Source organism: Ruegeria sp. AN6, from assembly GCF_056540425.1.
In genome coordinates this window covers 128,642-140,053 of record NZ_JBQFWR010000012.1, presented here as the reverse complement: position 1 = coordinate 140,053, position 11,412 = coordinate 128,642, and the positions used below count along the sequence as shown (strand labels likewise).

13 protein-coding genes and 1 pseudogene are annotated in these 11,412 nt (G+C 54.1%); 8 read left to right on the top strand and 6 right to left on the bottom strand.

The annotated features are described in order from the left end of the window. Positions 1–483 (top strand): hypothetical protein (locus ACR0MQ_RS17620; RefSeq protein WP_480609831.1); only part of this gene is annotated, 483 nt, incomplete at its 5' end. A gap of 75 nt (positions 484–558) precedes the next feature. On the opposite strand, the gene ACR0MQ_RS17615 is transcribed toward ACR0MQ_RS17620, so the two are convergent. The 3 genes from ACR0MQ_RS17615 to ACR0MQ_RS17605 form a co-directional block, all read right to left on the bottom strand. Further along, on the bottom strand, positions 559–1,206 hold the full coding sequence (locus ACR0MQ_RS17615) for a response regulator (RefSeq protein WP_480609828.1): 648 nt from the start codon (positions 1,204–1,206) through the stop codon (positions 559–561). Next, complete coding sequence (locus ACR0MQ_RS17610; RefSeq protein WP_480609825.1) at positions 1,203–2,606, bottom strand: sensor histidine kinase; 1,404 nt, start codon at positions 2,604–2,606, stop codon at positions 1,203–1,205. The genes ACR0MQ_RS17615 and ACR0MQ_RS17610 overlap by 4 nt, the downstream gene beginning before the upstream one ends. Positions 2,607–2,709: 103 nt before the next feature. Further along, on the bottom strand, positions 2,710–3,108 hold the full coding sequence (locus ACR0MQ_RS17605) for a MerR family transcriptional regulator (protein ID WP_480609840.1): 399 nt from the start codon (positions 3,106–3,108) through the stop codon (positions 2,710–2,712). 99 nt (positions 3,109–3,207) lie between these two features. Here ACR0MQ_RS17605 and ACR0MQ_RS17600 point away from each other — a divergent pair, with 99 nt between their 5' ends. The 3 genes and pseudogenes from ACR0MQ_RS17600 to ACR0MQ_RS17590 all read left to right on the top strand — a co-directional run. After that, a complete protein-coding gene (locus ACR0MQ_RS17600; protein ID WP_480609822.1) occupies positions 3,208–3,531 on the top strand; it encodes a hypothetical protein in 324 nt (107 codons plus the stop codon). Positions 3,532–3,535: 4 nt separating this feature from the next. Beyond that, positions 3,536–3,754 (top strand): GDCCVxC domain-containing (seleno)protein, encoded by a 219-nt coding sequence (locus tag ACR0MQ_RS17595; RefSeq protein ID WP_480609819.1) that lies wholly within the window; start codon positions 3,536–3,538, stop codon positions 3,752–3,754. 137 nt (positions 3,755–3,891) lie between these two features. Next, positions 3,892–4,254: pseudogene (locus ACR0MQ_RS17590) on the top strand (ISNCY family transposase); the annotation flags it as partial. 179 nt (positions 4,255–4,433) lie between these two features. On the opposite strand, the gene ACR0MQ_RS17585 reads toward ACR0MQ_RS17590, so the two are convergent. Together ACR0MQ_RS17585 and mntR are read right to left on the bottom strand one after the other, a co-directional pair. After that, the gene (locus ACR0MQ_RS17585) at positions 4,434–5,255 is read right to left on the bottom strand and encodes an MBL fold metallo-hydrolase (RefSeq protein ID WP_480609816.1); all 822 of its coding nucleotides are present in this window, start codon (positions 5,253–5,255) and stop codon (positions 4,434–4,436) included. A gap of 360 nt (positions 5,256–5,615) precedes the next feature. Beyond that, complete coding sequence (gene mntR / locus ACR0MQ_RS17580) at positions 5,616–6,059, bottom strand: manganese-binding transcriptional regulator MntR (protein ID WP_480609813.1); 444 nt, start codon at positions 6,057–6,059, stop codon at positions 5,616–5,618. Between the two features lie 116 nt (positions 6,060–6,175). On the opposite strand from mntR, the gene ACR0MQ_RS17575 reads away from it, so the two are divergent. From ACR0MQ_RS17575 to phnE, 4 genes are read left to right on the top strand one after another with little or no spacing between them, the layout of a single operon-like run. Then, positions 6,176–8,029, top strand: coding sequence for a cytochrome c peroxidase (locus ACR0MQ_RS17575; RefSeq protein WP_480609810.1), 1,854 nt, complete (start codon positions 6,176–6,178; stop codon positions 8,027–8,029). Next, positions 8,029–8,889, top strand: a complete 861-nt coding sequence (locus tag ACR0MQ_RS17570; protein ID WP_480609807.1) for a phosphate/phosphite/phosphonate ABC transporter substrate-binding protein — start codon at positions 8,029–8,031, stop codon at positions 8,887–8,889. The genes ACR0MQ_RS17575 and ACR0MQ_RS17570 overlap by 1 nt, the downstream gene beginning before the upstream one ends. Further along, a complete protein-coding gene (locus ACR0MQ_RS17565; protein WP_480609804.1) occupies positions 8,886–9,656 on the top strand; it encodes a phosphonate ABC transporter ATP-binding protein in 771 nt (256 codons plus the stop codon). The genes ACR0MQ_RS17570 and ACR0MQ_RS17565 overlap by 4 nt, the downstream gene beginning before the upstream one ends. After that, on the top strand, positions 9,656–10,399 hold the full coding sequence (gene phnE / locus ACR0MQ_RS17560; RefSeq protein ID WP_480609801.1) for a phosphonate ABC transporter, permease protein PhnE: 744 nt from the start codon (positions 9,656–9,658) through the stop codon (positions 10,397–10,399). Before ACR0MQ_RS17565 ends, phnE begins: the two co-directional genes overlap by 1 nt. Before the next feature lie 214 nt (positions 10,400–10,613). Here phnE and ACR0MQ_RS17555 read toward each other — a convergent pair whose 3' ends face one another. Continuing rightward, positions 10,614–11,375, bottom strand: a complete 762-nt coding sequence (locus tag ACR0MQ_RS17555) for a transglutaminase-like domain-containing protein (protein ID WP_480609798.1) — start codon at positions 11,373–11,375, stop codon at positions 10,614–10,616. Positions 11,376–11,412: the final 37 nt, after the last annotated feature.

The window sequence follows — 11,412 nt, the reverse complement described above, 5'->3', positions numbered from 1 at the left end:
GATGATGATGACTCCAAACGCTCCAACAAAGGCAGCGGAAAGAAGGACCGGTCTCAAGCAGGGGGCAAACCGTCGGGCTCGGCTGGAGTAACAAAGGTCGAAACAAACGCTAACGGCATTGAAGTGCGTTACGCCGACGGAACCAAGGAGGAGATCGAAAACGGGCGGTACGAGAGAAAGAATGCTCAGAATCGCACTGTTGAGGAGCGCCCTGCGACCGGTGCTGACGTCTCAAGGCTTCGGTCTTTGGCGAATGGTATCTCAATCGACAACGTGCGCTCTTCTGCGCAAGGCGGCACTGCCGGAAGTCGACCCACGAAAATCGAACGCCAGGGCAATAATATCGAAGTGAACTATGCCAATGGGTGGAAGGAGGAGATCGAGTTTGGGCGTTACGAGTTGAAAGACCCGTACAACCGGACTGTTGTGGAAAGAAACGCAACGGCTTCTGATCGCCGGAGGCTACAGTCGGTTGCCAACTGAACTGCAACTCTAGTCGATGATCGGTTGGCGGCTTCTCTTGGTGGGAGGCCGCCATCGTCGTCAAATAGACCGAATTTAATCTCCCTTGCTCCAAACATCATGGGCAATGAGCGCAGCCTCTACCCGATTCCGAGCATGAAGCTTTGACAGGATTGCCGTCATGTAGTGCTTCACGGTTTTTTCCTGAAGGTCTAACTCGTCAGCGATTTCACGATTACTCAGTCCTTTGGCCACACGTCTCAGTATTTCTTCCTCCCGATGCGTAAGGTCATCGAGAATGCTGCTGTTAACAGACATGCCGGTGTCAGCGTTGATTTGAAGCAATACCCGCGAGGCCAAGCCCGGAGAAACGAACCCTTCGCCTGCGGCGATGCTGTGTAAGGAAGCAGTCAATTCGCTCGCGGTCACGCCCTTCACAATGTACCCAATCGCGCCCGCCTCCAAGGCGTCCGCTACATCGCTGCTGTTCTCTGAGACTGTCAAGATTGCAATGAAGGGCGGATTTGCCATCGCTGCAATTTCACGTGTTGCGCTTATCCCGCCACCGGGCATCGAGAGGTCAAGAATGGCTATGTCCGGTTGATGCGTGACGACCAGCGATACTGCATCTTCAGCGCTGGACCCAGCAGCCAAAACTTCAAAACCATCAGCTTCATCCAACGTTCGTTGCAGTCCATCCCTGAAAATTGGATGATCATCCGCTATAATGATAGAGGTTGTCATGATGCGCTCATCTTTCTGGAAAACAGTGTCATAGCAATGGTGGTGCCTTCGCCCGGTCTCGATGCGACTTCGAACATGCCACCAATACTCTCAACCCGATCTCGCAAGCCCATAAGCCCCTGGCCACCATCGTCTCGCAACGTGGTTTCTTCTGACCTGTCAAATCCAGGTCCGTCGTCTTTGACCTTTACAACTATGCGGTCGTTCTGCGCCTCAGAGATAACAGTGCATTTGGAAGCTGGAGCATATCTCGCGGCATTGGAAAGCGTCTCCTGAAGAAACCGAAAAACGCACAGCTTGTCGGACAATGACAACTCTGGGGCCCGGCTACCCAGGAATGAAATATCCGGTCGCAACGGGCTGTGTTCGACGTGATCCTCTACGGCTCTCTTCACAACATCGACGAGTGACAGGCTGTCGATATCTGGCGCGGATAGCCCTCGCGATATTGCACGAATTTCAGCCAGAGACTTTTGCAAAGACTGCTGAATTTCCTCTGCCTCTTTAGGCCTTTCGGACTCTTTGGAAAACGCCGCCTCCAGTCTAAGGGCGGCGAGCGACAAGTATTGCGCAGGACCATCATGTAGCTCGGCACCGAGTTTCTTGAGGAACCGATCTGTTTGCGTGGCATATCTTTCTGACGCCTCGACCACACGCGACCGCAGCCGAGCATTCTGCTCTGCCATCCTCTCACTTTCTGTCAGGCGCTGTTTAAGAAGAGCCCCCTGTCTTCGAATAGTTTTGTCACCTATTGCGACGATGGAATACAGAACAATAGTACTTGCCAGAAATGCGGAACCGACGACCAACCAACTTGTTCGCCTGGCCTTGGCTAAGTCTAACTCAAGCTGATCAGCTCTTTCGTAGAACTCCGCAACTGCGATGATTTCGCCGGACCAGAGTTCGCGGATAGGGCTGTAAACTTCAAGTAATGGTATCCCCAATGCCGCCTCGGCGGCGCTCTCGGCGTGATCAAGCTCTTCGAAAGAACCAGAGATATCACCGCTCCACGCTCGCCTTAAGTCATCCGTTGGATTGAAACGAATTCCAATGATGTCCGTATCCGAGGCATGTGCAATAACACCGCCTTCCTTCCAGAATTTGTAGGAGACAATGCGGTCACGCATTGGCTGAGTCATGAAAATCTCGTCCAGCGCCAAGCTCGCCTGCTCAGAAAGATGGTCGCCATGTGCTAATTCCTGGCTGAGCGGGGAAACCACGCTTTCCATATATAGCGCTGCGGAATTGGCGGAGTTCTGCACGACGGCGTTCTGGATTCGATTAGACACCCAGACCCCGACGATTGCGGTAGCAGTACCCATCACGAAAATGCTGGCCGCAAGAAAGACTCGCGACAACGACCAATTGCCAATCGTCAGGTCAGTTACTTTCGCTCTCATCGTGAAATCGACTATGTACTACAATCTGTTACCGCACCACAGACCTTGGTCTGACGTGATCTGGCTAAATCTCAGACTCTTTGATTCCACCCAGCGGCCAGAGTCAGATATCATCCATCGTTCTCAGTCTTTGCAGCATTGGGCATTGAACGTTTCCGCTATCACAATTGGCCGTAAGCTCACTCAAGGCGTGCTCCAGGCGTCTGAGTTCATCAATCTTACTTCGAACGCTGGTAATGTGAGCCTCGGCCAATTCTTTCACTGACCGGCAGTCTTCAGCACTTCCTTCCGACAGCTCCAAAAACGCCTTTGCGTCTGAGAGAGGAAACCCCAGGTCGCGGCACTTCTTCAGAAATCGAAGTCTTCCCACATCGCTTGCTGAATAGAGGCGACGATTGTTCAGAGCTCGAGCGGGTCTTGGTACGATACCTTCGCGTTCGTAGTAACGGATGGTTTCTATTCCGACCCCGCTTTGCCGGGAGGCTTCACCTATCGCAATCATGTGAAATGCCACCCCTTGATCCTGTAGTTACTACAGGAGTTATACGCTCTGAATGTCGATGCCTCAACACAATCAAATCGAGTACCCAGGGAGCGAAAGATGAAGAAATATGTGAGCCTCAGCTACTTGGGATCGGTTTCCGCTCTGGGGGTCGCGACATGCTGTGTTCTTCCAATGGCCATGATGTTGTTAGGCCTGGGTGGCAGTTGGTTGGCGGTATTCGGAAAAATAGCAGCGGCAAGCTACTATGTTCTCGCCATCTCAACAGCGCTGGTGGCAGTTTCGTGGTTCGTAGCGCATCGAAACGGGACGATGGCAAATCTGAAATGGTGGCTTGTCGGAAGCACAGCGATTACCGCGATGGCATGGATCATCGTGTTCAATGAGGCGCAGATCAACGACTATCTAATCATGCAGATGTGAGACAATGACAAAACAAACTGTGGTGCTGGATAGCACTTTGACCTGCCCTCGGTGTGGGCACGTTGAAATCGAGAAAATGCCAACTGACTCGTGCCAGTGGTTTTATGAATGCAAATCATGCAAGTCAGTTTTGAAGCCTTTAGAAGGCGATTGCTGTGTTTTTTGTTCCTACGCAACTATCCCGTGCCCGCCAATTCAGTTAGGTGACTGCTGTTGTGGATAAGCGGGCCGCAACCGCTACATCCGAGAAAGATGTTGATTGTCCGTGTTTGCTCGTCCACCAAAGTTTGCAAAGTCTGGTTTCTGCGCTTTGCTGTCATTGGGGCATCGCGCAGCGTCGGTCACACTATGAGCGAGCGCGAGTTGATCCAAATTGTTGGCTCGGATCACCGTCGGTGCGAAGATCGCGGCGATCCCTGCACTTTGCTCGTGTTCATTGATGGCGTGACCAGCACGCTGATGGAACTAATGTTCGTAAAGTCGGAGAGCACCTTCAGTTACTTTGATCCGTTGGAAGCTACCTTCTGAAGCATGGTCGCCTTTTTTACAGATACAAAATACACGGTGTTCCGGGTTCCAAAACCCAGCGAGTACACGTCGGGCATGACCCAGCTCCGGCGCTCTCTCGCCGAGCTAAACATCGAAATCATCTGCGCCAGTTCCTTCCAAGCCAAAGGCCGCATCGTACGCGCGAACCGGACACTGCAAGACCGGCAGGTCAGGTACCCTACCCAGGCGCATTAAAGTTGTCGGAGCGTCCACCCCTTCAGTTACTTCACGAAGATCTGTCACAAACTTCTTGGAAAAGCCATCGAAACGAAGGATATTTCCGACTTTTGTAGCACTACGCGACACAACAACCTTGGCTATTTCGTTTATTTCTCGTGAAACCATGCGCGGAGTCAGTCGGCTTGGCCGGAGTCCTTGAGGTAGCGAGCCATGCCTTCGATATTCTCCTGGCGCCAGGCATCGTACTGGCCCCAATCCTTATAAGCATCCATGGTGACCTCGGTTTTCAAGTCTTCAACCGACTTTCCAGCTTTGAGTCCTTCGAGTATGGCGGCCTGCAAGTCGACCATGTAGGTGCGCGCATCATCGAGATCTGATTTTGTCCCGACGGCTCCATGGCCCGGTGCAAAAATTTCGAAGTCCAAAGCCTGAGCGGTTTCAAGTTGTTTGAACCATCCTCCAATATCAGAGCGGGCAAAATCGCGGAATGGGAGCCGCTTGGGCGCTGCTACATCCACTATAAATGCCACGTTCTCGGGCCGGACAATCGTAACCAGCATATGATTGTCGTGACCAGCTCCAAGGTTCGTGAGTTCGATGGTCTTTCCGCCTATATTGAGCGTGTGTGTGTCGCCTACGCGTATGTCAGGCGCAACGCCATCGATCGACTCCGGTGCATCCTCGTGCGCAATTACGATTGCATCCCCGTGTGCAGCGCCACCTGAGGCATGATCTCCGTGACTGTGCGAATAGATCAGATGGCTGACCTTTTCCTGTTCAATCTGGCCCAAATTGGAATTTAACCATTCGCCGGCCTCTGCGTTGATTGGATCGACCCGGACGACACCCTCTTCCGTGGCCACAAGAAGCGAATTATGAAAATTGTTACGCATCAAATAGACGTCGCCGGCTACCGGCTCAATACTGCGCTTCACCTCTTGCGCCAGCACTGGAGTTGTTAAGGCGACGATCAATGCACTTAGCAAAAGTCTCATAGAGGCCTCCTATAGTCAAAGACTTGATCGGTCGCAGTATGCGATTAACAGCCTCTGCTTGGCGGTCACTTTCCTGTGAACGGGCGCGGCACCAACTGCCTGCGTCGCGGTTCAACCCTGCGATATAGCATCGCCAAATTGATCCTCTCCGCGATCTCGCGCAGCGCTCCAACATGGCTTTTCCGGCCTTAATGGTTCCCGTTCAGGTTGCCTGCATACCCACTTTGCCGCATCAGGGCCAATTGGGGCGTCTAAACCTTTAAAACACTCTAGTTCGATGCGCGGCAAGGTACTTCGCCAAGAAAGTACTATGCGGGGCGCGCGCGCGTTCGGTCTAATAACATTGTGATCTTGGGATTGTTAGGAATTGCGATTGGTGAAGTCTCTAAAAACATGCAGTGTTTCCTCACTGACATGATGTTCAATGCCTTCTGCGTCGTGCTCTGCTACTTCCTGTGAAATACCCAATGCGATCAGGAACTCCACGACAATTCGGTGGCGCTTTCTGCAAGCTTCGGCTAGCTGACGCCCTGCATCGGTCAACTGAAGTGAACGGTAGGGTATTTGCTCAATGAAACCCTCTCGTTTCAAACGAGCCAAATTCTTGGAAACCGTAGGCTGGGTAACGCCTAACCGCTCGGCTATTTCGACCGGGCGCGCAGCGCCATTCTGATGGATTAACTCCGCGATAAGTTCAACATAGTCTTCAACCATTTCGCTTTGGTGGGCCTGTCGCACAGCCTCAAACCCACTCGCCTGGGTATCAATACTACGATCTGAATTTAGCGGTTTTGTTTCGGTCATCGGCTCACGATCAGGTCGTCAATCCAGCCTCCAGTGTATGCACCTGAAAGCCGAACTTGACAATGAGCATGCCTTCATTATTAAATTAGACAAGGCTAACTTTAATAGACAGAGCTATGAAGCACCTGATAGCGTCCACACTTCTTTGCGCATTGCCAGTGATCGCGGATGCCACGGCGATTGAAGAATCTCCCTGGGCACCACGCGCTGCCGCGTATCGACTGACCTTGTTCATGGGAAATCTAACCCCGGTTCCCTGGGATGAAATTGAGAGGAGTTGGACTTCGCCTGCTCCTGGCAGTGACATTCAGGTCGCTCCCTTATCACGCGTAACCGACAACGAGGCGCTTGCGATTAACCAAGCTATGAAAGGCGAAGATCGCCAGGCGCTGTTCGAAGCAAGCACAACTGCCATTGCTGAGGGAATTCTGCGCCATCTGGATGTCGCAAAGACCGCGCTGGGTCAGCCTGAAGCGGCACGCGAGGTCGCGCAAGCGGCTGCTCTGTTCCGCGCATTTGAAGATGGTATCAAGGCTGCGGATGCATCGGCCGCACGCGATCTTGGCCGAGCATGGCTGGTGCTAAACTCCACCCTTGGAAGCGCAGGAGTACTGGGCAACGGCGCACAAACAGTGGATGCCGACCGATTTGCAGAAGCTCAGGCCATTGTCGCTGCCTATATTCGCGTCAACTATCTGCCATCCGAGTATGCCCAACGCGACAAGTTAACACCGCTGCCTGAAACAGTTATTCTTTCCGGCGAACAAATCACCGTGCCCGCCACGCTGCCGCCAGGGTCGAACATCGGTGATCAGGCGCAGCTGCCGCGATTGGTTCTTCAGTTCGAGGAGGCGGGTGAGGATGAAGCCAATCTGCCGCTGGTGGCTTATGGCGACATGCTGTTCGACAGCCCTGAGATCTTCGGCGGTCCGGCGCGCGAGTTGGGGATCGCCTGCTCGACATGTCACAACCGCTCCGACGTGAACCGGGAATTTTTCATTCCTGGCCTGTCGTCTCATCCCGGCGGCATGGATGTGGACGGGTCCTTCTTCAATCCGATGTTCAATGACCGGGCCGATGATCACCTCGACACGCCTTCTATGCGTGGCATCCGCTTTTCCGCACCTTATGGCCGCGACGGGCGTGAACCCAGTCTGCGTCGGTTCATCCGCAACGTGATTGTGACCGAATTCGCGGGAAAGGAACCAACGCCGTTCCAACTGGATGCGCTGGAAGCCTATGTCAAACAATTCGACTTTCTTCCCAACCCAAAGATCGACCGGTCCGGGAAGCTGACCGATCTGGCGTCAGATGCCGCCAAGCGCGGGGAGGTGCTATTCAACACCAAATTTGCCGGACTTGGTGACAATTCCTGCGCGTCGTGTCACACACCTGACCGTCAGTTCCGCGATGGTCTGACCTACGACATCGGCAGTGCTGAACCACCATTCCCCGGCGGCACGGCTACCGCATTCGAAACCCCGACACTGCGCAACGTCAATTTCACTGCACCGTACATGCATGACGGATCGCTGCCGACGCTGGCCAGCGTTGTTGACTGGTTCAATGACACCAAAAATATGGGGTTGGACGAAGCACAGCGCGCAGATCTGACGGCCTATGTCGAAGCCGTCGGAGACGGCGAAGACCCCTATCAAATATTCGAAGGCCGCAATAGCGTTTTCCGCTTGTCCTGGGAGGAACTGACGACATTCGCCAGCACTCTCGATACATTGTTGCCGATGCAGGATGCCGAGAACATAGCGGTTCTGATCGACACAGTGGCTCCTGATCTGGCGGCGGATGCCAGCGTAATGGTCAATCAGAACGCCAAGCCCGAAATCTACGAATTCGCCGCGATCCTGCGGGCGGTTGGCGATGCCAGCGCGGTAGGGAACTGGACCGAAGCCACCCGCCAGTGGGAGCTGTTCAAGGCCATGCAGGCCGAAATTGACGAGAGGATGTTCTGATGTTGTCGCGCCGCACTTTTCTGGCCGCTGTGGCCGCGTCTGCAGCCCTGCCTGTGATGGCTGCAACTGATCCGGGGCTAAAGCTGGCCTTCATCCCGCAGGAGAACCCCGAAAAGCTGTTGGGTGACATCAACGTCATTACAGGCTGGCTTTCCGAGCAGATGGGCGTCCCGGTGACGGGGTTTGTCACGTTCGACCACGCTGCCGCCGTCGAGGCGTTGCGCAACGGTGATGCCGATATCTCGTTCATGGGAGCGTTGCCCTTTGTGTTAGCCGAGGACCAGATCGGCGCCGTACCGCTCTTGTCCGAGGTTTATCGCGGGCAACCCAGCTATTCGGGCCGTGTCTTTGTGCGGCGTGACAGCGGAATCGAAACGCTGGCCGATCTCCGGGGACGTGACATCGCTTTTTCCGATCCGGTCTCGGAATCCGGTTACATCTACCCGCTTGATCTGTTTGTGCGCGCCGGGCTGTTCTCGGGTACGGGCGATGCCGACAGATTTTTCGGGCAGAAATTCTTTGCCGGTGGTTATCAGCAAGCGATGCAGGCCATGGCCAACGGACTGGTCGATGCGGCGGGCGCGAGCCAGTATGCCGATCTCTATCTGTCCCCGGATCAGCAGGCCGAAGTCAAGGTGCTGGCGGAATCAGAACAAATTCCCAGCCACGCAATCATTGCCCGCCCTGACCTGGACGCCGGACTGCAGGCAAAGTTCATTGAAACCATGCTGCGCCTCAACGAAAGTGAGAACCGTCACCTGCTGGCCTACCTCTATGGCCCAGACGGCTATCTCCCTGCTGATCCGTCGGTCTACGAAGGCGTGCGCGAGACTGCGCGGCGCTATGGGTTTCTGAAATGAACCCTGTGATTTCACTCAACGCGGTATCGCAGAACTTTGCCAGTGCGGCAGCTCTTGCAGATGTTTCACTGTCGGTGCAGCCCGGTGAAAGCGTCGCGCTACTCGGTCCTTCCGGTGCGGGCAAATCAACGTTGCTGGCGTTGTTGGATGGCCGTTTGAATGGTTGGCAGGGCGAGGCTCAGGTGCTGGGAAAGCCACTTTTGGCAACTGGGATTCCATCCCGCGAGGACCGTGCCAATACTGGCTTTGTCTTCCAGGAATTCGCATTGGTTGATCGGCAGAGTGTTTATCAAAATGTGATGAACGGTCGGATGGGCCGGATGAATATCTGGTCCTCACTCTGGGGGCGGTTTCGGGAAGAGGACCATATGTGCGTGACACGGGCGCTTCAGGATACGGGACTGTCCGACCTGGCAAGCCGCCGTGCCGATCAGTTGTCGGGTGGACAACGGCAGCGCGTTGCGATTGCCAGATGTCTGGCACAAGAACCCGAGTTGATCCTTGCGGATGAGCCCGTCAGCAATTTGGACCCTGCACACGCCGAACGAATTCTGAGCCTGATCACAAGCTCTGCACGTAGCCGCGGAATCGGCGTCATTTTCAGCTCGCATCAGCCCGAACTGTCACGCCGCTTTGCTGATCGTATCATAGGCCTGCGAGATGGCGTGGTATTATTCGACAAACTGTCGGCTCAATTGACCAGCGGGGACATCGACGAGCTATATCACGGCGCCAGTGTCACATCTGGGCTGCGAGTAGTCAGTTGATGGTCCGATCTGTCATTTGGGTCATGCTGGGGCTGGCGATCCTGTGGTCGCTGACCAGCGGGAATATGGGTTTGGGCAAGCTACCAGGCGCAGGCCCCCGTCTGGCAGAGTTTATGGGGCGCATGATCCCACCTGACCTGTCCGTTTGGCGCGAGGTTCTGACGGGGCTGGCGGAGACACTGAGGATCGCCATTCTGGGAACATTGTTCGCCGTAATCCTGTCTTCGGGACTGGCCGTTCTGGCCTCTCAAACTATGGTGTCATCAACGATTTGGCGCCCTGTCCGCGCCTTGCTTGCGGTTATCCGGTCGATCCCGCTGATCCTGGTAGCAATGCTAATGGTCGGTGCTGTTGGATTGGGTCCGCTTCCCGGTATTCTGGCGATCACATTTCACGCGACTGGCATGTTGGCAAAGTTCTATGCGGAAGCCATCGACAATGTTGCCATCGCTCCTGTGGCGGCACTTGAAAGCGCAGGGGCCAACAGAGTTCAACAGTTGCGTTGGGCGATCTGGCCGCAGATGGCACCTGTGATCATGCGCGATACCGTGTTTCGGTTTGAGCTAAATCTGCGCGAAAGCCTGATACTGGGTATTGTCGGTGCCGGTGGCATTGGGTTGTATGTACAAACCTATGTACGGTCGTTTCAGTATGAAAAGGCTGCGACTGTGACGTTGGCAATCATTGTTCTGGTGTTATTGTCGGAGGCGCTGAACACGGCCTTGCAAAAGCGGTTTAACTAGGCCGGAATTTCCCAATTCTCCCACGAAAAGACTCGTGTCTTTCCTTTTCTTCCATCGTGATTGACGGTTGGATGCTTCGCTTGAAACCTGGCCGGAATAATCTACTACACACGCCCTCACGCTGGTTTATTGAGACTTTAAATGCGCTAGATTGAAGATCACCTCAGCCGAAAGACACCTGCGTTTAAGAAAAATCTTGGTGCCAATCTAGCGTTCAAATGGATTCACCAGAGTTCCCATGGGAATGCGTTGCCGAAGCGTTTGCCACCAGCGTGCCAGTGCGTAGTGCTCTGACACGTGAGTTCATCCAATGCCTCACGACAACTCGGTACATCAGTTCACGGAAAAAGCCAAAATTCTGCCTGTGACGAACATAAAAAGAGTCAGGTGAGTCAAAGACCCCAAAATCCTGCACGATGCCGTTTCTTTGAATGTATGTGTCACGGCCTTCCCATTCGACCTTGGGATCGCTCAGGCAATCCGTCCCCACACCATACCCACACAGGTTTTTTGTTTTAGGAAAAGTCTGTTGCAACACGCGCAAGAAAAGCTCATCCAGGATAAAGCCTTCCAGCTTTAGCCACGTACCCTGTGCTTCGACTTCAACCCATGAATGCACAATCTCCGACGGCGCCATCGGATAGAAAAGCTCGGGAACCACACCCCTCTGCAACTCTTTGTGGATCGTAAAGCCATGCAAACGGCATCGGATACCGCTGCCGCGAAACAGTGCCATCAGAAGAGTGCCCTTGGTATTGCATTGCCCATAGCCATTGGCGAGTACGTCTGATGCCGGGATATCGTCCGCACGGTTGTAGCCAAAGGCAATCTCGTTACGCACGAAATCATAGATAGCGCCAATTCGATCCAAGACAGGCAGATCGGGCCAGCGCCGTTCCGTTATGAGCCCAGAAATTGCGGGCGTTTCAAAATCAAGAAGAGGTGTGGCGGCAAGCAGCGGGTCGTGGTTCAGCATTTGGTCTCTCGTCGAATCAACTCTGAAAGACTTGTAA